This is a genomic window from Micromonospora sp. KC606 (assembly GCF_004348675.1).
Taxonomy (GTDB): domain Bacteria; phylum Actinomycetota; class Actinomycetes; order Mycobacteriales; family Micromonosporaceae; genus Micromonospora.
In genome coordinates this window covers 14,138-34,037 of sequence record NZ_SMKN01000017.1, presented here as the reverse complement: position 1 = coordinate 34,037, position 19,900 = coordinate 14,138, and the positions used below count along the sequence as shown (strand labels likewise).

General features: G+C 68.3%; 19 protein-coding genes and 2 tRNA genes. 5 read left to right on the top strand and 16 right to left on the bottom strand.

The window, feature by feature from the left end; genetic code table 11:
* Window positions 1–84: 84 nt before the first annotated feature.
* Window positions 85–1,005 carry an NmrA/HSCARG family protein gene (locus E1193_RS06795; RefSeq protein WP_243707338.1) on the bottom strand — a complete coding sequence of 307 codons (921 nt, stop codon included), beginning with the start codon at window positions 1,003–1,005 and terminating at the stop codon, window positions 85–87.
* 149 nt (window positions 1,006–1,154) lie between these two features.
* Here E1193_RS06795 and E1193_RS06790 point away from each other — a divergent pair, with 149 nt between their 5' ends.
* The gene (locus tag E1193_RS06790) at window positions 1,155–1,619 is read left to right on the top strand and encodes a MarR family winged helix-turn-helix transcriptional regulator (RefSeq protein WP_132181319.1); all 465 of its coding nucleotides are present in this window, start codon (window positions 1,155–1,157) and stop codon (window positions 1,617–1,619) included.
* Between the two features lie 558 nt (window positions 1,620–2,177).
* Here E1193_RS06790 and E1193_RS06785 read toward each other — a convergent pair.
* The 4 genes from E1193_RS06785 to E1193_RS06770 all read right to left on the bottom strand — a co-directional run bounded on the left by E1193_RS06785 (window position 2,178) and on the right by E1193_RS06770 (window position 4,515).
* The gene (locus tag E1193_RS06785) at window positions 2,178–2,489 is read right to left on the bottom strand and encodes a type II toxin-antitoxin system RelE/ParE family toxin (protein WP_132181317.1); all 312 of its coding nucleotides are present in this window, start codon (window positions 2,487–2,489) and stop codon (window positions 2,178–2,180) included.
* Window positions 2,489–2,614, bottom strand: a complete 126-nt coding sequence (locus E1193_RS33685; RefSeq protein ID WP_279433300.1) for a hypothetical protein — start codon at window positions 2,612–2,614, stop codon at window positions 2,489–2,491. The genes E1193_RS06785 and E1193_RS33685 overlap by 1 nt, the downstream gene beginning before the upstream one ends.
* 178 nt (window positions 2,615–2,792) lie before the next feature.
* Window positions 2,793–3,578: a hypothetical protein gene (locus E1193_RS06775; protein ID WP_132181315.1), complete on the bottom strand. Its 786-nt coding sequence runs from the start codon at window positions 3,576–3,578 to the stop codon at window positions 2,793–2,795.
* Window positions 3,571–4,515, bottom strand: a complete 945-nt coding sequence (locus E1193_RS06770) for an ATP-binding cassette domain-containing protein (protein WP_132181313.1) — start codon at window positions 4,513–4,515, stop codon at window positions 3,571–3,573. The genes E1193_RS06775 and E1193_RS06770 overlap by 8 nt, the downstream gene beginning before the upstream one ends.
* Window positions 4,516–5,090: 575 nt before the next feature.
* Here E1193_RS06770 and E1193_RS06765 point away from each other — a divergent pair.
* Window positions 5,091–6,344, top strand: a complete 1,254-nt coding sequence (locus E1193_RS06765; RefSeq protein ID WP_132181311.1) for a sensor histidine kinase — start codon at window positions 5,091–5,093, stop codon at window positions 6,342–6,344.
* Complete coding sequence (locus E1193_RS06760) at window positions 6,335–6,982, top strand: response regulator transcription factor (RefSeq protein WP_132181309.1); 648 nt, start codon at window positions 6,335–6,337, stop codon at window positions 6,980–6,982. Before E1193_RS06765 ends, E1193_RS06760 begins: the two co-directional genes overlap by 10 nt.
* 616 nt (window positions 6,983–7,598) lie before the next feature.
* Here the strand turns inward: E1193_RS06760 and E1193_RS06755 are convergent.
* From E1193_RS06755 to E1193_RS06745, 3 genes are all read right to left on the bottom strand, one after another.
* Window positions 7,599–7,856, bottom strand: coding sequence for a GntR family transcriptional regulator (locus tag E1193_RS06755; protein ID WP_132181307.1), 258 nt, complete (start codon window positions 7,854–7,856; stop codon window positions 7,599–7,601).
* A gap of 278 nt (window positions 7,857–8,134) precedes the next feature.
* Complete coding sequence (locus E1193_RS06750; protein WP_132181305.1) at window positions 8,135–9,274, bottom strand: extracellular solute-binding protein; 1,140 nt, start codon at window positions 9,272–9,274, stop codon at window positions 8,135–8,137.
* A 178-nt stretch (window positions 9,275–9,452) separates the two neighbouring features.
* On the bottom strand, window positions 9,453–9,947 hold the full coding sequence (locus tag E1193_RS06745) for a MarR family transcriptional regulator (protein WP_132181303.1): 495 nt from the start codon (window positions 9,945–9,947) through the stop codon (window positions 9,453–9,455).
* A gap of 418 nt (window positions 9,948–10,365) precedes the next feature.
* Between E1193_RS06745 and E1193_RS31745 the strand changes: the two genes are divergently transcribed.
* Entirely contained in the window at window positions 10,366–10,665 is a 300-nt protein-coding gene (locus E1193_RS31745) for a tyrosine-type recombinase/integrase (RefSeq protein ID WP_165945662.1), read from the top strand.
* A 61-nt stretch (window positions 10,666–10,726) separates the two neighbouring features.
* Here E1193_RS31745 and E1193_RS06735 read toward each other — a convergent pair.
* The 6 genes from E1193_RS06735 to gyrB form a co-directional block, all read right to left on the bottom strand.
* A tRNA-Ala gene (locus E1193_RS06735) sits at window positions 10,727–10,802 on the bottom strand.
* A 42-nt stretch (window positions 10,803–10,844) separates the two neighbouring features.
* Window positions 10,845–10,973, bottom strand: coding sequence for a DLW-39 family protein (locus E1193_RS32960; RefSeq protein ID WP_243704690.1), 129 nt, complete (start codon window positions 10,971–10,973; stop codon window positions 10,845–10,847).
* A gap of 44 nt (window positions 10,974–11,017) precedes the next feature.
* Window positions 11,018–11,091, bottom strand: a tRNA-Ile gene (locus E1193_RS06730).
* A gap of 260 nt (window positions 11,092–11,351) precedes the next feature.
* Window positions 11,352–12,239 carry a DUF3566 domain-containing protein gene (locus tag E1193_RS06725; RefSeq protein ID WP_132181301.1) on the bottom strand — a complete coding sequence of 296 codons (888 nt, stop codon included), beginning with the start codon at window positions 12,237–12,239 and terminating at the stop codon, window positions 11,352–11,354.
* Window positions 12,240–12,242: 3 nt separating this feature from the next.
* The gene (gene gyrA, locus E1193_RS06720; RefSeq protein WP_132181299.1) at window positions 12,243–14,771 is read right to left on the bottom strand and encodes a DNA gyrase subunit A; all 2,529 of its coding nucleotides are present in this window, start codon (window positions 14,769–14,771) and stop codon (window positions 12,243–12,245) included.
* Window positions 14,772–14,895: 124 nt separating this feature from the next.
* Entirely contained in the window at window positions 14,896–16,842 is a 1,947-nt protein-coding gene (gyrB, locus tag E1193_RS06715) for a DNA topoisomerase (ATP-hydrolyzing) subunit B (protein WP_132181297.1), read from the bottom strand.
* Window positions 16,843–17,364: 522 nt separating this feature from the next.
* Between gyrB and E1193_RS06710 the strand changes: the two genes are divergently transcribed.
* On the top strand, window positions 17,365–17,949 hold the full coding sequence (locus E1193_RS06710) for a hypothetical protein (protein ID WP_132181295.1): 585 nt from the start codon (window positions 17,365–17,367) through the stop codon (window positions 17,947–17,949).
* Between the two features lie 127 nt (window positions 17,950–18,076).
* Here the strand turns inward: E1193_RS06710 and E1193_RS06705 are convergent, their stop codons facing one another.
* Both E1193_RS06705 and recF read right to left on the bottom strand, forming a co-directional pair.
* Window positions 18,077–18,772 carry a DciA family protein gene (locus tag E1193_RS06705; RefSeq protein ID WP_243707336.1) on the bottom strand — a complete coding sequence of 232 codons (696 nt, stop codon included), beginning with the start codon at window positions 18,770–18,772 and terminating at the stop codon, window positions 18,077–18,079.
* Window positions 18,762–19,895 (bottom strand): DNA replication/repair protein RecF, encoded by a 1,134-nt coding sequence (recF, locus tag E1193_RS06700; protein ID WP_132181293.1) that lies wholly within the window; start codon window positions 19,893–19,895, stop codon window positions 18,762–18,764. Before recF ends, E1193_RS06705 begins: the two co-directional genes overlap by 11 nt.
* Window positions 19,896–19,900 lie beyond the last annotated feature (5 nt).

Below are 19,900 nucleotides of genomic sequence, written 5' to 3'. Positions count from 1 at the left end.
ACGACGGGACGGAAGCGGCCTTTCGCGGGAACGCCGGGGCCCCGGGGGGGTAGATGGGTGGAATGAGGTTCGCCGGGGCGCCCGTCAGGCGCTGGCGAAGGCGTGCTTGTGTGCGTCCAGCCACTGCTGGAACGTCTGCAGTTGCGGGTTCAGGTCGCGGACGACGTCGAGGTCGCGGACCGCGTTGAACTGCGGCACTTCCGCGTAGAACTGGAACATGTTCCCGGTCTCGGCCGCGGCGGGGAACGGCTGTGCCCGTACCGCGTCGAAGGGCACCGGCGCGTACACCACCTCTTCGCCCAGGGCCGCGCTGAGCTGCTCGGCCATCTGCGTGCCGGTCAGGTGCTCGCCGGCGATGGGTACGGTGCGGCCAACGAGGTCACCGCCGCGGCGGAGGATGCCGTAGGCGGTCTTGCCGATGTCTTCGACGGCGATGCCGGCCAGCGGACTGTCGGCCATCGGCATGGCCAGCACGAGCCGGCCGTCGTCTCCCCGTTTCGGCGCCATCGGGCCAAGCAGGTTCTCCCAGTAGAAAGTGGTCTGCAGGAAGGTGGTCGGCACCCCGGCGTCGGTGAAGAACTGGTTGGCCTCGGCCTTGGCATCGAAGTGCGGCACCTTGTAGCTACCCATCAGCGTCGGCATACGCTCGTCGTGCAGTGGGATGTGCTCGCGGGTGTCGTCCAGCGTCGACCAGATCACATGGCTCACGCCGGCAGTCCCGGCGGCCCGAGCCATGTTTGCCGCGTCCTGCTTCTCCTGCTCGGGTGACATGTGCTCCCAGAAGTTGGTCACCAGGAACGCCCCATACGCCCCATCGAACGCCTTCGTCATGCTCCACTGGTCGCTGATGTCGGCCTCTACCACCTCGGCACCCAAGGCCTCGAGCTCGCGTGCGCTGTCCGAGTCGGGACGGCGGGTCAGCGCACGTACCGCGAACCCACCACCGGCGTCGGCCAGGATCGCCCTGGCCAGCCCGCCACCTTGAGCGCCGGTCGCGCCGACCACCGCGATCACTCTCTGCTCAGCCACGGTCTTCTCCTTCTTGTTGGGTCAGGGGGCGACACCCACCGAAATACATGACGTGTCAGATGATGCGTCATGTACGCTAATCACGGATGCATGACATGTCAAGCATTGAGGTAAACTCGTTGCCTATGAACGGCAGACCCGCGTGGCTGAGCCCCGCCGAGCAGCACGCCTGGCGTGCCTTCATCCGCCTGCACCAGAAGCTCTGGGCCACACTGGAGCGTGACCTGAAGGCCCACAAACTATCCGGCGCCGACTTTCAGATCCTCGTCGCCCTCACCGACACCCCCGACGGTCGGCAAAGATTCCAGGACCTCGCCAACACCATCGAGTGGGAACAGAGCCGCCTGTCCCACCAGATCGCCAGGATGATCAAACGCGGCCTGGTGGCCCGGGAAGAATGCTCGGAGGACGGACGCTCTGCCTTCGTCGCCATCACACCGGACGGCCGCAGAACCATCGAGGCCGCCGCACCCCACCATGTCGCCACGGTCCGCCGCCTGGTCATCGACGCCCTCAGCCCGGATGAACTCGCCACCCTCGCACGGCTCTCCAACCGCATCCTCGAACAACTGGACAACGCGCCACCGTGACCCTTCCCACGATCGTCGGACTGGTGACACCCCGACGTCGACCTCGCCGAGGCAGTCCTCCACCATGCCCGGCGCGCCGACCGCGCCTGGCGGGCGGAGCACCGGCTGCCGGACGCGGTCGAGAAGGGCACGGCGGAAACCCCGCACGCCGAGCTGGGCGACACCTGTACATGCAGGGTCACCCCCACGTCACGCCCGTCCTTCTGGATCTCAGCCACACCTACGACTGGTTCCTCATGCCCTTGGCCGCCGACACAGCCCAAACGCTGGCCACCGAGTTGGGCAGCCCGGCAACGCTTCGCGGTCTCGTCACATCAGTGCGTGAAGCACTGCGAGAACGCACCAACGCGGCTGGATCCGCCGAGACCTCAAGCCGGCCAACATCTTCAAACGTAACGGCCGGTGGCTGGTGACGGACTGGGGGCTGGGCCGGCAACCCCGCGGTTTCGGGTGAGCCGGAGGCATCACCATGCGAACCAGTCGGTGACCATCGCCGGTGGCCCGCTACCACTGCGAGTGGGCAGGCCAGCCCAATGAAGCGCGGTTCCAGACGTGGCCCTAGAAGCGGTAGTCGTCGCGCCGGTGGCGAATCGAGTGGATCTCCACGACGCGTTTGGCCTCGCTGATCCGGTAGATGACCCGGTATGTGCCGCGGCGGGCGGAGTGGAAGCCGTCGAAGGGCTCGTCGAGTGGCTTGCCAGCCCGATAGGGGTTGATCGCGATCGCGTGCTGGATGGTCTCCGTCGCCGCGACCGCAACCTCCAGCGGCAGGTCCTCGTACAGGTTGCGGCGGGCCTGCCGGGAGAACACCACCGTATACGGGCTGGTCACCTCGCGCGCGTCGTCCCGCCGCCCGCCCTGCGGAGGCATCAGGCCGCCCTACCGCGGCGCCGTTCCAACTCGGCGCGAACCTCGTCCATCGAGAACGTGTCGCCGGCCGCGAAATCCTCCCGCGACTGGCGCAGATCCGCGAGGGCCTTGTCGGCGGCCCTCACATCCTCAGCTGTACAGCACGTCCGTGGACGTGACCGGCGCGCATGCTATCGAGGTTGTGCTGGGTCACCGGAACCCGGCGCAGCGGCGGGGACATCATCTCGGTCTGGTCGCGCGCCGCTGAAACCACCACAGACGTCAGGCCCGGAGCGATGCTCCAGGCCCTTCGTCGTCGTGCGACTACGCGTCGCGCTTCTTGAACAGGATCCAGGCGGCACCGATGATCAGGGCCGCGAAGACCGCGAACACGCCACCCGAGGCCCAGCGGTCGAAGAAGTCGAAATCCGGAGCTGCGGGACCGAAGTTCGCCGGGCTGGTCAACATCAACTCCTCCCCGGCGGTGAACGGCAGGAACTTCACGGCCGACGCCAGCCATTCCAGGGCCGGGACCATGGTGAGCCCGACGAACAGGGTCTCGATGATCAGCGGCATCAGGAAGATGACCACCAGCGCCGAGGGCACGCCGCGGAACAGCAACCCCAGGCCGAGCCCGACCAGCGCGTAGATCAGGTTGTAGGCCAGGTACCCCAGCAGCGCCGAGCGTACGGGGTCGTCGAATAGGCCCGGGACCTCGCCCCAGAAGACGAGCACCACGGTCGCGTTGATCGCCATCGACACCAGCGTGGCCACGGCCGTCAGCGCCGTGACGGTCAGGATCTTCGCCAGGATCAGGCGCGAGCGCTGCGGAAGCGCGGTCAGGGTCGGCTGGATCGTGCCGTGCCGGTACTCGTGGCCGGTCGCGAAGATACCGACCACGGCCATGAACACCGCCAGGAACGGGATCACGAAACTCGCCCCGCCGTTGACACTGATGTTCACGGCGTCGGCATGGAGCGGCTCGTCGCTGGCGGCGAGGCCGAGGACCACCGGAATCGCGGCGGAGGCCACCAGGCCGGAGCCGACCATCCAGTAGGTCGAGCGGAGCGTGCGCAGCCGCGTCCATTCGAATCTGAGCGCATCAAGCATTCTTGGCACCTTCGGGGGTCTGAGCGGTCTGGATCGGCTGTTCGGCGACGAACTGCTCTGCGGCGCCGGTCGCGGACATGAAGGCCTCTTCGAGCGAGGCCGAGCGGCTGGAGAGCTCCGTGAGCTCGATACCCTCGGTGAAGGCAAGGTGCCCGACCATGCCGATCTCCATTTCCGAGACGACCAGTTCGCCGTCGTCGCCCTTGGTGACGCTCGCGCCCTTGGCTTCGAGGGCGGAGACGAAGGCGTCGGCAGAGGGGCTGCGCACGATCACCGTGGACGTGGTGAACTCGCGGACGAACTGATCGACGTCGCCGTTGAAGATCATGTGACCGCGGCCGATGACGACCAGCTCGTCGGCCATCAGCTGCATCTCCGAGAGCAGGTGGCTGGAGACGAAGATGGTGCGGCCCTCTGCGGCCAGGCTCTTGAGCAGATCGCGCATCCAATGGATGCCGTGCGGGTCGAGGCCGTTGGTCGGCTCGTCCAGCATCAGCGTGTGCGGGTCGCCCAGCAGCGCCTGAGCCAGGCCGAGGCGCTGTGACATGCCCAGCGAGTAGCCCTTGGGCTTCTTGCGCTTGGCCGGGCCGAGCCCGACCAGGTCCAGGACCCGGTCGATCCTGGCGTTGGCGATGCCGTTGGCGGAGGCGAGCATCTTCAGGTGGTTGCGGGCCGAGCGGGTGGGGTGGAACTGCTTGGCCTCCAGCAAGGTGCCGACGCAGTTCATCGGCCGACGGATCGAGGTGAACCGCTCACCGTCGAACAGGGTCTCGCCCCCGCCGTGGTCGAGGCCGAGCATCAGCCGCATGGTGGTGGACTTCCCCGAGCCATTGGGACCGAGGAAGCCGGTGACCACCCCTGGCCGGACCTCGAAGGACAGATCGTCCACCGCGACCGTCTTCTCGTATCTCTTATGCAGGCCTTTCGCGGAGATCATGGTGTTCCCATCTGGAGGATTGAACGGGTTGAGGTGTTCGCCGCTATGTGTCCGGCTCGGCCGTCGGTCGGCCCGTGACCTTCGGGAAGGCACCTGCCAGAACCTTGATCCAGCCCTGGTGCGCCGCGGCGCCCGGTATGCTCGTGACCCCCGGAGGTGCTCGTCACAAGAGCCGTTCCCACTGCCGATTCCGGGACTGCGGGCGGCTCGCCGGCCCAAGCCCGTGACCGACAGCAACAGCCTAGGAACCGCGCCAGGGGGCAGACATCCCGCGCGCACGCCAGTGCGGGATGGTGCGGGCACTACCGTCGACCGGGGGCTGTCCGGCTCACACCGGTAGGTGGGATTCGACGGCACAATGAAGAGCGCTGCCACGTGCGTTGCGGCAGCGCGAGGTACATGTGGATCGCCTTCACCTCATGCGATCCCCACCGATGCCGGAGCCGCGGTGACGGGCCGGCCCCTGCGACGCCGTCACCGGTACCGTGCCGTCGCCAGAGGTAGTGCCAGCCCTACCCCGAACCGGCATGCTTGCCCAGATCGTCCGCCGACAACCCGCCGCCTAATATCCGCGCATGTCCCCGAAATGGCGTCGCGTCGGCGCCTCCACCCTCTACTCGCTGTCCACCTTCCCCTTGGCCTTGATCGGCGTGGCCCTGATCACCCCCGTCCTGGCACTCGGCGTGACCACGTTGGTCATCGGCATCGGGCTGCCCATCCTGGCGCTCGCCCTGCGGATCGCACGCGGATTCGCCGAGGTCGAGCGGCGCGCCCTGCCGGAAGTGCTGGGCCATTCCGTGGCTCGGCCGATGTACAACAAGCCTGCCGGGGGGTCTGGTGTCTTCCGGCGAAGCATCACCCCGCTAGGCGGCGGCCAGTACTGGTTGGACCTCCTGTACGGGATCGTGATCTTTCCCGTATCTGTGATCGTGTTCGTGACCACCGTGGTGTGGTGGGTGGTGACGCTGGCCCTGCTCACCTGGCCGCTGTACGGATGGATCATCCACGAGGCGGTGGGCCTCGAGAACCTGCAAAAACTTCCCAAGCTGGTCGGGGTGGAGAACTACCTGTTTGCGTCAGCGTTCTACGTGACGATCGGCGCGCTGTTCGCCCTCGCCCTGCCGTTCGTCGTGCCCGGCGCCGCCCTGGCAAGGGCGAACCTGGGGCGCGTCCTGCTGACGGCGATCGGCGAGCTGCACGAACGTATCGCTGACCTGTCCGAGGGGCGGGCCGCCGCCGTCTCGGCCGAGGCGGACGCGATGCGGCGCCTGGAGCGCGATATCCACGACGGGCCCCAGCAGCGGCTCGTACACCTGGCCATGGAGCTGTCGCGGGCGCAGCGCCAGCTCGCCAAGGACCCGAACACGGCACATGCCACCATCACCGGCGCCATCGCCGAGACTCGGGAGACCCTGGAGGAGCTACGCACGCTGTCGCGCGGGATCGCGCCCCCGGTACTCACCGACCGCGGGTTAGCCCAGGCCCTGGCGGCCCTGGCGGCCCGCAGCCCGGTGCCGGTGGAACTGGACGCCCCGGTCCTGGACCGCTTCTCCGCCGCGGTGGAGAACACCGTGTACTTTGTGACCGCCGAAGCCCTGACCAACGTCGCCAAGCACAGCCGCGCCGACTCCGCGCGCCTCACCCTGTCCCGCACCGCGAACCGGCTGATCCTGACCCTGTCCGACAATGGCATCGGCGGCGCCCACCTGGCCAAGGGGCACGGCCTCGCGGGGCTGGCCGACCGCGTCAGGTCGGTCGATGGCGATCTCGTGGTGCACTCCCCCGAGGGAGGCCCGACGGTGGTAGTGATGGAGGTCCCATGCGGGTAGTGGTCGCCGACGACGCCACGCTGATCCGTTCCGGACTGATCCGGCTGCTCAAGGAGTTCGAGTTCGAGGTGGTCGCCGAGGTGGGCGACGGCGACAGCTTCGTCTCTGCCGTGGTCGAGCACCGCCCGGACGTCTCGGTGGTGGATGTGCGGATGCCCCCCTCGTTCACCGATGAGGGCCTGAAGGCCGCGGTTGCGGCCCGCGAGCGGGTTCCCGGTACGCCGGTGCTGATCCTGTCGCAGTATGTGGAGGTTTCCTATGCTGAGGATCTGCTGGCCGACGCCAGGGGAGCCGTGGGCTACCTGCTGAAGGACCGGGTGGTGGACGTCGACGAGTTCATTGACGGGCTGCGGCGGGTCGCCGCCGGGGGGACGGTGTTCGATCCGCAGGTGGTGGCCCAGCTGATCTTCCGGCGCCGCGGCAACGACCCTCTGGCGACGCTGACCGCGCGGGAGCGGGAGGTGCTCGGACTCATGGCCGAGGGGCACTCCAACCAGGCCATCGCGCGCAAACTCGTGGTGAGCGGCGGCGCGGTGGAAAAGCACGTCCGCAGCATCTTTGCCAAGCTGGGCCTGTACGTCGAGGACACCGACCACCACCGCCGGGTGCGCGCGGTGCTGGCCTACCTGCGTTCCTGAGCGCCCATAGCGGCGATGCCGCCTTTGTCGTGCTCGGACAAGTGAGCGAAGGCCCGCGCCCACGGCGAGTTCAGCGACGACGCCCACACCCGGCTGAGCACCGCGCTCACCGAACTCGGCGGCGGCCGCAATGGGCCACTCACGGCGTTCGTGCGACCACCGCGGGCCTCACGATGTGGCGCGGTGTCTCGCCGACGGTCCCGGGCCACGCGAACTCTCGACGAGTTGGGCGGGGAAACAGGCTTGTGCAGCCGCAACCACCAAGACATTCGATTTGGAGGGAAGCAGAGTTTGCAGCTGTCCTGGCCACACTCCGACCACCGGAACTGGTGCCACCACGACAGGCCAACAGTTTCCATGCCGTGAGGTGATGCGAGACACCCAGGTCAGCGGCATTGGCAAGAATCGCTTTAAATGCCGCTGACCTGCGGTTAGAGGTGGAGCCCAGGGGACTCGAACCCCTAATGCCGTGGGCCGGGTAGAGATCGTCTGCAATCGGGCAGATCTGGCCTCTGAACAGGGCGGGAACCGTCAACGTCTCACGGCTTTCTACACCCGTTGTCGGGCTCGGTTGTGCCGGAGCGATGCCCGATGATCTTGCACCGGGCATCGATGGCTATTCGCCCTCTGGCTTGACGAACGTTCCGCGTTGCGGCACCACGAACAGTACGCCCTGATCCACCATCACGGCGATCGCACGTCGCACGGTCGCGCGAGCAAGGCCGTACTCCTGGACAAGCTGAGACTCGGACGGCATGGCCCGGTTGGGCTGCCAGTCACCGCGGCGAATCCGGGCCGCCAGGATGCCGGCAAGTTGGCGATAGGGCGGCAGCGGCGCGCCGTGGTCGATGCCGGCGTCCGGGTCAGGCTCCATGGACGCTCTACAAGCCCCCACGCCGCTCCCCGTCCGGTGGGCCGACGATCCGGATCTCCGGGACCCTGGCGTTCGGACGGTTGAAGATCCGCCACGCGCGGCGTTGAGGCCCCATCCGGCACCAGCACCACCTGTCCGTCACTTCTTCGTCCCCGCCCGACTGCTGATGCTGTGACCTCATTGGGTCGCCAGGTTGGCTCAGTGTCAGGCGGCCGTGTGAGTGGTCATGGCTTCCCCCCCCCTCTGGTGGGGAGCAGAGGGGGGGCGGAGAAGGGCCGTCAGCCCTGGGTGCCGTCCTGGTTGACGGGGTACAGGCCGAGCACGCCCTGCGGGTCGGAGGGGTTCACGCCCTTGACGTCGCCGACATAGAGGTTGATGCGGGCCTTGTAGCGGTCGAGGGCCGTGCGGTTGCTCATGAATTCGCCGAGACCGAGCGGGTTCATGTTCTCGTAGTCGAAGATGCCCTTGCGGCCCGCCGGCGCGGCGACGTCGGTGCGGGCGCTCCAGGTGTCAATGGAGTCGCGTTGGGCGTCCTTGGACAGCAGCCAGCTCAGGTAGAGCTTGGCGGCGGCCTTGTGCGGGGCGTTCTTGAGGATGGCACCGGTCTGCGGCCAGGCGACCCACGGCGAATTCTTCGGCAGGGTGGTCTCAGCGACGCCCGGGACGCCTCCGGTTGTGCCGAAGCTCGCCACGTAGTCGCCGGAGCCGACCAGGTCGGCGGAGTCCTGGGTGCCGCGGACGAACTTCGGGTTCTGGGCGAGCAGCTTCTTCAGGTAGTCGAAGCCGTACTTGTCGGTGAGCTGTTTGAAGTAGTAGAGGACGGCGTCGTCGTCGTTCGGGTACGTAAAGACGAGCTTGTTCTTGAACTCGGGCTTGAGGAAGTCCTTGGCCTCGACGGGCGCATCGTCGCCGAGCTTGGTGGCCGTGACGTTGGAGAAGGCGAAGAAGAACAGGCCGGTGTAGTAGCCGTCCTTGTCCTTGAGCTGGTCGAAGACCTTGTTCCAGCCGACCGGCTTGTACTTCTGCAGCACTCCTTCCTTCTTCCAGCGCGGGAAGTCGTCGACGGTCTGGAGGTGGACGACGTCGGCCACCACGTGGTGCTCGGCGATCTGGTTGTCGACGCGGGCGTCGTGGTTCTTGCTGAAGTCGACGACGATGTCGACCTTCATCTTGGGGAACTTCTTGACGAACGCGTCCTTGAGGTAGTCCGCCTGGCCCGGCTTGTCACCGCCGGCGTAGACGACCAGGCGGCCGCCCTCGGCCACGGCCTCCTTGTACAGCTTCTGCAGTTGGTCTTCTTCGCTCGTGTGCTTGGGGGCGGGTTTCGGGGAAGCGGTGGCGGTGGCGGCGGTGGCACCGCTTGCGGCCAGGACGCCCAGAGTTGCGGCGACGGCCCATGCCTTGCGGGAGGACTTCACACTCGGCTCCTTCGTGGTGGGGACAAGAAGGGGAAGCTTGATGCTTCAACTATCTGCCGTCACTCTAGAACAGGTACTGCAAATCTGCAATAAATAGCGGTAAGTGTCTGGACGGTCAATGCAGGGTAGTCAGGGAGGATGGGAGTTCGGCGGGCTCGCCTCTGCCTCTGGAGGGAGGTCAGCGACGCCAGGGGAGGTCGGCGGGGAAGGCCGGGCGGTCCGGGCCCGTGAGGCCGTTGAGGATGATCTCGCACGCTTCACCGAAGGCGCGCGCCTGCTCGGGTGTCAGCCGGTCGAAGACGGCAGCCCGGACGGTGGCTACGTGACTGGGGGCGGCCTGCTCAAGGGCGGTCAGCCCCTCGTCCGTCAGCACGGCGAGCTGAACCCGTCTGTCCCCCAGCGCGTCCTCGCGGCGCACCCAGCCGCGCTCCTCCATGCGGCTGACGGTGTAGGAGAGCCGTGTCCGGGCGATCTTCAGCTGTTCGGCGAGGTCTGTCATGCGCAGCCGTCGCTCGGGGGCCTCCGAGAGGAACACCATCACCGAGTAGTACAGGTGGCTGAGGTCGGCCTTATGTCGCAGTTGCTGGTCGAGAGCGTCCTCTAGCACCAGGCTGAGGTCGCGGTAGGCGCGCCAGGTGCGCTGCTCCTCGGGGGAGAGCCAACGGGGTTCCATGGATCGCACTCTAGTGAGAGCTCCTTCGAGGGCCGTCGCTCCGACGGGGTTCCGGGGGCCTGATAGCAGCGGCATTCAGGTGATTACCCGTACTGGATGAGGCGAGTCGGCGACTAGCGCGCGGCTTTGAGGGGCAGGCGGTGCCTACTGGGTACTGCTGCCATCACCCGGCAAGGGCCCTTCGCGGGAATCTCGAAGCGTGGAGAACGGCCCGCCTTCGCTGTCCCGGGAAGACCAAGGTCGACCAGGCGGAACGACAGGTCACTTTCCGCGAGTACGGCGAGCGGTGGCGGCTCTCGCGCGAGATCGGCTGGGCCTTGGAAACCCGAGACCGGGTCAAGTCGAACCTGAGCCGTCCCCTGTACCCGGTGTTTGGTGACCGCCCGCTTCGGTTGATTCGGCTGACCGGGGCCCTGAAGTGGTTGACTCGGCGGTTGGACGAGGGCACGCCGAAGTCGTCGCTCAAGCTGGTTGGCCCAAGAAGCACGGCGGGTTCCACGCGCTACGGCACTTCTTCGCCACGACGCTGATCACCAACCACGTCGAGCCGCAGGAGGTGCAGCGTCTGCTTCGACACAGGACGTTGCGCATCACGTTGGAGACGTACGTGCACTGGCTGCCGAAGCGAGATCGGCCCAGCGGCGTCGTTGGCTCGGTCCTGAGCTCAGCGGCGGAACGCGCCAACAAGGCGACCATCCGACCGCAAGATCATGACTGACCTGTGCCCGGCTTGCGCCTGTTGATCTTGTTCGGAAGAAACGCCTGGCCATAGGCGGCAATGGTGGAGCCCAGGGGACTCGAACCCCTAACCCCTGCCTTGCAAAGGCAGTGCTCTGCCAGTTGAGCTAGGGCCCCCAGGGCGGGCGGTGCCGCCTGGTGCTGGCTACGACGAGTGGATCAGCGCAGGTCGGGTGCGGTAGTCGCCTCGTGCCAGAGGGCACGCTCGTCGTTGGAAGCCTTGACCTTCTGGGCGACGACAGCAGCCACGGCGACGACGCCGGCCAGGATCAGAAGCTTCTTGAACATGGGGCGCCCCTTCGCGCTCGACTACCGTCGGAACGGGTGTGCGGTGGGGCTAGCTGGAATCGAACCAGCGACCTCAGAGTTATCAGCTCTGCGCTCTAACCGACTGAGCTATAGCCCCGCGTGGCGACGAGCAAGGTTAACCCATTGCCGTGTCCGGCCCCAAATCGGGGTCGCCGTGGCGCTCGCGCCACGCTGACCGTACTCGCAAGTGCTCGTCGACGGCGACCCGTTTCCCTGGGTGCCCGACTCGGGGCCGCGACGATCTCCTCCTGTGTTGCATGTAGGGGTGTCCGGGCACCACGAAGGCACAGGATGCGGCAACCGGAGCCGAGCAAGCCGGGGGCCGCTGGTGCGGCGCCCCGGCCACCGAAAACCAGGTCAGTCGCGCTCGGCGAGGGTCAACTCGATTCCGCCGACCAGGTCGGCGCAGACGTTGTAGACGAACGCGCCGAGCGTGGCGAGCGCCGTGAACAGGACGACGTTGACCAGGCCGATCAGCGCCGAGCTGAGGATCACGCCCTTGGCGGTGATCTGGAATCCGCTGGAGGTCTGGCCGCCCGCGTTGACCAGGTCGGTCAGGCTCTTGTTGACGCTCTCGAAGACGCCCATGGCGTCCAGGGCGAGATAGAGCACCGAGGTGGCGACCACCACCACGATGAACAGCACCACGGAGACGGCGAACGCGAACTTCATCACGGACCAGGGATCGATCCGCTTGAGGTTGAGCCGGGCCCGGCGCGGACCGCGCGAGGCGGCCGAGCTGACCGAGGTACGCGCGGCGCGGACCGCGTCACCCACCCGTGCGGCCCCGACGGCCGCCGGGTTGCCGATCCCCGGCGGCAGGCCGCCCCCGGTGGCGGGACGGCCCGCCCCAGTCGCCCGGGCCCCGTCCGGCGACGGCGACGGCTTGGTTCCGCCGACCTTGGGCTGGGTGCCGGTGCTCGACGGCGACGCGGCACCCGCCCTGATCGGCTGGGTGGTGTTGCTCGACTTGTTCGAGGTGACCACCGGCATGGCGGCGGAGGTCGGCGCCTCCACTCCCGGTGTCTCAGTCTTCTCGCTCGCCACCGCGTCGTCGCCGGGCTTCTCGGGCGGCGGGGCCATGCCAGGGGCCCGGGTGAACTTCGGGGCAGGCGCGTCGGCGGGGACGGTCGCCCGACCCACGGCCGCGCGGCCGGCCGCGGTTGTGCCGCTCTTGGCGGCCTCCTCGTCGACCGGGGTGGCCGAGGTCCCCTTGTTCCCCGACTTCGCCTGTGTCTCCGTCATCAACTAGTCCTGTTCGTCAGGCTCGTCGGCATTGCGAGCAATCGCCACGATAGTCACGCCGTCCGGGAGGTCCATCAGCTTGACCCCCATTGTGTTCCGGTCACGCGTACGGCGTACAGGCTTCACCGGAGTCCGGATGACGCCACCGTTGCTGGTAATCGCGAACAGCTCGTCCTCCGGGTCGATCACGACCGCGCCGACCAGACCACCGCGTCGCTCGGTGATCTTCGCAGTCAGCACACCTTTACCTCCCCGGCCCTGGACCGGATATTCCTCGATCGGGGTGCGTTTCGCGTATCCCCCGTTCGTGGCCACCAGAACGTCCAGTCCCTCCCGGACCACCTCCATGGCGAGAAGGACGTCGTCGTCGGAGAATCGCATGCCGATCACGCCAGTCGTGGCCCGGCCCATCGGCCGCAGCGCCTCGTCGCTGGCGTTGAACCGGATCGCCTGCGCGTTCTTCGACACCATCAGCAGGTCGTCGGTGGGTGCGGCGAGGGCGGCGCCAACCAGCTCGTCCTCATCGCGCAGGTTGATCGCGATGATGCCACCGGACCGGTTGGAGTCGAACTCCTCAAGCCTCGTCTTCTTCACCAGGCCGTTCTTCGTGGCCAGTACCAGGTAGGGAGCCACCTGGTAGTTCGGAATCTCGATGATCTGCGCGATCTGCTCGTCCGGTTGGAAGGCGAGCAGATTGGCCACGTGCTGGCCCTTGGCCACCCTACTGGCTTCCGGCAGCTCGTACGCCTTGGCCCGGTAGACCCGGCCCTTGTTGGTGAAGAACAGGATCCAGTCGTGCGTCGAGCAGACGAAGAAGTGGCTGACGATGTCGTCCTGCCGCAGTGTGGCCCCGCTGACGCCCTTGCCGCCGCGCCGCTGGGAGCGGTAGAGGTCGGCCTTGGTCCGCTTGGCGTACCCGGTGCGGGTGATGGTGACCACCACGTCCTCGCGGGCGATCAGGTCCTCCATCGAGACCTCGCCGTCGAACGGCACGATCTTCGTCCGCCGGTCGTCGCCCCACTTGGCGACGATCTCGCCCAGTTCCTCGGAGACGATCCGCCGCTGCCGCTCCGGCTTGGCGAGGATGTCCTTGAGGTCGGCGATCTCCACTTCGAGCTTGGCCAGGTCGTCCAGGATGCGCTGCCGCTCCAACGCGGCCAGGCGGCGCAACTGCATGTCCAGGATCGCGGTGGCCTGGATCTCGTCGATGTCCAGCAGCCGGATCAGGCCCTGGCGGGCGTCGTCGACGGTCGGCGAGCGCCGGATCAGGGCGATCACCTCGTCGAGGGCGTCCAGCGCCTTGGAGAGACCGCGCAGGATGTGCGCCCGTTCCTCGGCCTTGCGCAGCCGGAACGCCGTCCGCCGGCGAATGACCTCGATCTGGTGCTCGACGTAGTAGCGGATGAACTGGGCCAGGTTGAGCGTGCGCGGCACGCCGTCGACCAGCGCCAGCATGTTGGCGCCGAAGGTCTCCTGGAGCTGGGTGTGCTTGTAGAGGTTGTTCAGCACCACCTTGGCGACCGCGTCGCGCTTGAGCACGAGCACGATCCGCATGCCGGTGCGCCCGGAGGACTCGTCGCGGATGTCGGCGATGCCGGCGAGCTTGCCCTCCTTGATCAGCTCGGCGATCCGCTCGGCCAGGTTGTCCGGGTTGACCTGATACGGCAGCTCACTGACCACGAGGGCGGGGCGGCCCCGCTTGTCCTCCTCGACCTCGACCACCGCGCGCATCCGGATCGAGCCGCGGCCGGTCCGGTACGCGTCCTGGATGCCGGCCTGGCCGACGATCAGGCCGTAGGTGGGAAAGTCGGGGCCCTTGACGATCTCCAGCAGCGCTTCCAGCGTGGTGGCCTCGTCGACCTCCGGGTTCTCCAGGCACCACTGCACGGCCGCGCCGATCTCGCGCAGGTTGTGCGGCGGGATCTTGGTGGCCATGCCGACCGCGATGCCCTCGGAACCATTGACCAGCAGGTTGGGGATGCGGGCTGGCAGGATGGTGGGCTCCTTGGCCCGGCCGTCGTAGTTGTCCTGCATATCGACGGTGTCCTCGTCGATATCCCGCATCATCTCCATGGCCAGCGGGTCGAGCTTGCACTCGGTGTACCGCATGGCGGCGGCCGGATCGTTGCCCGGTGAACCGAAGTTGCCGTTGCCGTCGACCAGCGGGTAGCGCAGCGACCAGGGCTGGGCCATCCGGACCAGCGCGTCGTAGATCGGCGAGTCACCGTGCGGGTGGAACTGGCCCATCACGTCGCCGACGACCCGGGAGCACTTCACGTAGCCACGATCCGGCCGGTAGCCGGAGTCGAACATGGCGTAGAGGATCTTGCGGTGGACCGGCTTGAGCCCGTCCCGGACGTCCGGCAGCGCACGCCCGACGATCACGCTCATCGCGTAGTCGAGGTACGAGCGCTGCATTTCGACCTCGAGGCCGACCGGCTCGATCCGGTCGTGCGCCACGACGGCGGCCAGTGCCTCCGGGGCTTCCGGGGTCTCCGGCTCGTTCGGGGTGGACTCGGGAGTATCGGTCACTGTTAACCCTTATCAGACTCAGAGTCGTTTTCGTGCTGTGGATAACGGCTGTGGAAACCGGCCAAGCTGTGGATAACTCTGTGGACCGGTGGGTCGGCCGGTGGATGGCCGCCCGCCCGAGCCGTCAGATGTCCAGGAACCGCACGTCCTTGGCGTTGCGCTGGATGAACGAGCGGCGCGCCTCGACGTCCTCGCCCATCAGCACGCTGAACAGCTCGTCGGCGGTTGCGGCGTCGTCCAGGGTGACCTGACGCAGCGTGCGGGTGGCCGGGTTCATCGTGGTCTCCCACAGCTCGGGGTAGTTCATCTCGCCGAGACCCTTGAACCGCTGGATGTCGTCCGGCTTGGCGTTGGACTTCTTCTGCTGGCGCAGCGCGATCAGCCCGTCCCGCTCCCGGTCCGAGTACGCGTACTGGGCGTCGTCGCCCTTCCTGTTCCACTTGATCTTGTATAGCGGCGGCGCGGCCAGGTAGACGTGACCCAACTCGACCAGCGGCCGCATGAAGCGGAACAGCAGGGTGAGCAGCAGCGTCTGGATGTGTTGGCCGTCGACGTCGGCGTCGGCCATCAGCACGATCTTGTGGTACCGCAGCTTCTCGATGTCGAAGTCGTCGTGGATGCCGGTGCCGAGGGCGGTGATCAGCGCCTGGACCTCGTTGTTCTTGAGCACCCGGTCGATGCGGGCCTTCTCCACGTTCAGAATCTTGCCGCGGATCGGCAAAATCGCCTGGGTGCGCGGGTCACGCCCCTGCTTGGCCGAACCGCCGGCCGAGTCGCCCTCGACGATGAAGACCTCGGACTCGCGCGGGTCGGTGGACTGGCAGTCCGCCAGCTTGCCCGGCATCGAGCCGGACTCCAGCAGCGACTTGCGGCGGGCGAGCTTGCGCGCCTGCTGGGCGGCGATCCGGGCCCGGGCCGCCTGGGACGCCTTCTGGATAATGATCTTCGCCTCGGCCGGGTTCCGGTCCAACCAGTCGACCAGCCACTCGTTGCAGACCCGCTGCACGAAGCTCTTGACCGGGGTGTTGCCCAGCTTGGTCTTGGTCTGGCCCTCGAACTGCGGGTTGGCCAGCTTAACCGAGATGATCGCCGCCAGGCCCTCGCGGATGTCCTCGCCGGAGAGCTTCTCGTCGCCCTTGAGCAGCTTCTTGTCCGCGCCGTACCGGTTGACGACGCTGGTCAGCGCGGCCCGGAAGCCCTCCTCGTGGGTACCGCCCTCGTGCGTGTTGATCGTGTTGGCGAAGGTGTAGACCGACTCGCCGTACGACTCGTTCCACTGCATGGCGATCTCGACCGACATGCCCTCCTCCTCGGCGCCGAACTCGACCACCGTCTTGTGGATCGGGGTCTTCGAGGCGTTGAGGTGCCGGACGAAGTCGGCGATGCCGCCCTTGTAGCAGAAGGTGACCTCGCGAACCTTGCCTTCCTCACCCTCGGGAACCCGCTCGTCGAGCAGGTGGATGGTGAGGCCCCGGTTGAGGAAGGCCATCTCCTGCAGGCGCCGGTAGATGGTCTGGAAGTCGAAGTCGACGGTCTCGAAGACGTCCGGGTCGGGCCAGAAGGAGACCGCCGAGCCGGAGCGGTCGGTCGGCTCGCCCTTCTCCAGGGCGGAGGGCTTGGAGTTGAAGTACTGCTGGCGCCAGACGAAGCCGGACTTGTGGATCTCCACGGCCATCCGGGTCGAGAGGGCGTTCACCACGGAGACGCCGACGCCGTGCAGACCGCCGGAGACGGCGTACGCCTTGCCGTCGAACTTGCCGCCCGCGTGCAGCACCGTCAGCGCGACCTCGACGCCCGGCTTCTTGAGCTTCGGGTGCAGGTCGACCGGGAAGCCACGACCGTTGTCGGTGACCTGGACGCCGCCGTCGGCCAGCAGCACCACGTCGATCGTGTCGCAGTGGCCGGCGAGCGCCTCGTCCACGGCATTGTCCACGACCTCCCACACGAGGTGGTGCAGACCGCGCTCCCCGGTCGACCCGATGTACATGCCGGGCCGCTTGCGGACTGCCTCCAGCCCCTCGAGAACGGTGATCGACTCGGCGCCGTACTCCTGCTTGTCCTGCGCTGCCACCCTCGGCCACTTTCTCGCGCCGGCCACGCCACAGGGCGCGGGGGCGCGGGTTCGGCGGGCAGGTAGCGACGTCGGCGCACGGACCGGCCTCGGGGACGCGAGGTCACGGATCGTGTGCGCCGGTCGTCGCGGTTGCCCGCGATCGCGATCGGCTCGACCCGACACAGGACTTTGATCAGGGGCCCGCCGGGGCCCGTGCCCGTCGCTCCGTGCCAGGTCTTCGTCTCATCCCCAATCCTACTGTGCGCGACCGACGAAGCCGCCACTCGGCACCCCCTGCGCGGCGTCTGAGACCTCCGTAGCCGGCCGAACCGCGCTGTCCACGACTCCCCCCACGTGCCAGGGTGGATCTTCGGCGGCTCCGCCTGGGAATCGGGCCACAGGGGCGGCCGGTGGAGGGCCGCGCGGAGAGTGGCCGTACCGTACCTTTGCGGCACCGCCGCCGCTCGTCTTGATCTTTACCGGTCACAACCGGGACGATTGACCCGACCGACCCGACACGTGCTCAAGGGGTGACGCCAGATGGGGCTGGACAACGTCGCGGTGCACTGGCCGCGGACCGGCCGCTTCTACGATCCGGTCGCACCGGCCGAGTTCGTCGACTTCGGCGAGATCGTGGATATCCCGCAGATCTCCGCGCCCACCGCCGCGCTCGCCGAACACATCGCCAAGACCGGCACCGTCCGGGCCACCGCCTACACCGAGTTGGTGGACCTGATCCTCGGCCTGGAGAATGTGCTCTACGCCACCGAGGCCGCCGCCGAGGACGAGGATCCGGTGATCGACCCGGACGGCTGCTCCTGGATCGCCGGCGGGGTGGAGAAGTTCATCGCGCAGCACCGGCCGCACGGCGAGGCGGTCACCTTCGAGTCGGTCAGCGAGGTGCTTCGCTCGCTGCTGGCCGACGGCCGCCTGGCCGAACAGCAGCTCCGCTGGCTGGACAGCCGGCTCGACCGGCTGCGCGACGAGAACGGCGCCCCGCCGCAGTGGGACTTCACCTGCGCCGAGCTGGGCGTACTGGCGGCCTTCTACCGGCGCTGCGCGGATCGGGGCTTCGCCGTCTACGCCGACGCTGAACCCGGCCGCCGCCCCGCCACCCAGCCGTAACGGCCCCAGGTCGATCCGCCCCGGTTGCGCCGATTCGCGGTGTCGCCGGGGGTGGACGACGTGAGATGCCATCCATCGGTGTGGGCGGTGCCCGGCAGCAGCGGGCAGCGGGCGCAGCGAAGGGCGGTCAGCCGTAGGTGTCGCGAGGGCCTCGACCTCGGACCCGGCGCGGGCCGCGTGACCAGGACGGCGCGGCCGGGCCGTGGATGTGCAGCTTGCGGACCACGTTGTGGCCCACCTCGCCGGCGATCCGCCTGAGCAGCGACGCGGCCAGCAGGCGCAGCTGGGTAGCCCACGCCGTCGAGCGTGCCTCCACGGTCAGCTCGCCGTCCTCCAACTTCACCGGGCGGCTGTGCTGGGCGATCTCCGAACCGACGACCTTCTCCCAGGCGCCGAAGACCGTCGCCTCGGCGGCCGGCTGCTGCCAGCCACGCGCCTTCATCAGCCGCTCCAGCACCACACCGAGCGGCTGCGGGTCGCGCGGGTCCGGCCCCGGCCCGGAGTAGCCACGCAGCCGCCGCTCTCCGCCGTTCGCGGAGACCACGCTCCGCCGGCGGGTCTTCGCCGCCGCCTCCCGGCTGGCCCGGGCCGCGTCCAGCACCGCCCGGGCGAGCTGAGGCCCGGACGCACTCCCGGCCGCCGCCCGGCCCGGCCCCTCGGGCTCGCCCGGACTCGGCTTGGCGGGCTCGCCCGGACTCGGCTTGGCGGCTGCGGCCGGATTCGGCTTGGCGGTCCGGCGGGCGGGGCTGCCTGTCGCCGGCGCGGTGCCGGCCCGGCGGGCCGGTGTTTCGCCTGCTACGTCACGTCCCGGTTCAGTCGACACGTCGTACCGTCCCCTCGCCCACCGCGTACCGGATGCCCCGCAGGGCCGCCGGCACGTCGTCGTCGACCGCGCAGGTGACCAACAACTGTCCGGCGCCGCCGACCAACTCCGCCAGGCGCTGCCGACGGCCCGCGTCCAGCTCGGCGAAGACGTCGTCCAGGACCAGCACCGGCTCGATGCCGTCGGCGCGCAGCAGGTCGTACCCGGCCAGCCGCAGCGCCAGGGCGAACGACCAGGACTCGCCGTGGCTGGCGTACCCCCGGGCGGGCAGCGGGCCGAGGGTGAGCATCAGCTCGTCGCGGTGCGGGCCGACCAGTGTGGTGCCCCGTTCGATCTCGGCCGACCGGGACTCGGCCAGCGCGGCGGTCAGCGCGGCGGCCAGCGCGACCCGGTCGCCGGTCGGCTCGGTCAGCTCCACCGACGGCCGGTACGCGATGCCGGCCGCCCCCCGGCCGGCCGCCACCGCGTCGTACGCCTTCGTCACGTGCGGAGCCAGCGCGGAGACCAGCTCCAGCCTGCCGGCCAGCAACTCGGCGCCGTGGTGCGCGAGGTGGGTGTCCCAGACCGCCAGGGTGGACAGGTCCCCGCCCCGCGGGCCGCCCGTCTTGCGGGCCAGGTACGCCGTCCGCAGCAGGGCGTTGCGTTGCTTGACCACCCGTTCGTAGTCGGCGCGCACCCCGGCGTACCGGGGCTGCCGGAGCACGAGCAGGTCGTCCAGGTAGCGACGGCGCTCCGCCGGGTCGCCCCGGACGAGTTCCAGATCCTCCGGGGCGAAGAGCACCAGCCGCAACGCGCCAACCACGTCCCGGGGTCGGCGGGCCGGCGACCTCCCGAGCCGGGCCCGGTTGGCCCGACCGGGAATGATCTCCAGTTCGACCAGAAGCTCCCGGCCCTCGTGCACCACGGCGCAGCGGATCACCGCCGAGGAGGCGCCCATCCGAACCAGCGGGGCGTCGGTGGCGACCCGGTGCGAGTCCAGGGTCGCCACATAGCCCAACGCCTCGATCAGGTTCGTCTTGCCGACGCCGTTGGCGCCGATCAGGACGTTCGGACCCGGCTCCAGGTCGACGCCGACCTGCTCGTACGAACGGAAATCGACCAGGTCGAGCCGGCGAACGTACACAGTTG

Bases quoted from the DNA above. Each gene is read 5' to 3' on its own strand.
- E1193_RS06790 (WP_132181319.1), top strand. From the start codon at position 1,155: ATGAACGGCAGACCCGCGTGGCTGAGCCCCGCCGAGCAGCACGCCTGG.
- E1193_RS06775 (WP_132181315.1), bottom strand. From the start codon at position 3,578: ATGCTTGATGCGCTCAGATTCGAATGGACGCGGCTGCGCACGCTCCGC.
- E1193_RS06755 (WP_132181307.1), bottom strand. From the start codon at position 7,856: ATGGAGCCTGACCCGGACGCCGGCATCGACCACGGCGCGCCGCTGCCG.
- E1193_RS06745 (WP_132181303.1), bottom strand. From the start codon at position 9,947: ATGGAACCCCGTTGGCTCTCCCCCGAGGAGCAGCGCACCTGGCGCGCC.
- E1193_RS06760 (WP_132181309.1), top strand. From the start codon at position 6,335: ATGCGGGTAGTGGTCGCCGACGACGCCACGCTGATCCGTTCCGGACTG.
- E1193_RS06725 (WP_132181301.1), bottom strand. From the start codon at position 12,239: ATGACGGAGACACAGGCGAAGTCGGGGAACAAGGGGACCTCGGCCACC.
- E1193_RS06770 (WP_132181313.1), bottom strand. From the start codon at position 4,515: ATGATCTCCGCGAAAGGCCTGCATAAGAGATACGAGAAGACGGTCGCG.
- E1193_RS06785 (WP_132181317.1), bottom strand. From the start codon at position 2,489: ATGCCTCCGCAGGGCGGGCGGCGGGACGACGCGCGCGAGGTGACCAGC.
- E1193_RS06765 (WP_132181311.1), top strand. From the start codon at position 5,091: ATGTCCCCGAAATGGCGTCGCGTCGGCGCCTCCACCCTCTACTCGCTG.
- E1193_RS06710 (WP_132181295.1), top strand. From the start codon at position 17,365: ATGGGGCTGGACAACGTCGCGGTGCACTGGCCGCGGACCGGCCGCTTC.
- E1193_RS32960 (WP_243704690.1), bottom strand. From the start codon at position 10,973: ATGTTCAAGAAGCTTCTGATCCTGGCCGGCGTCGTCGCCGTGGCTGCT.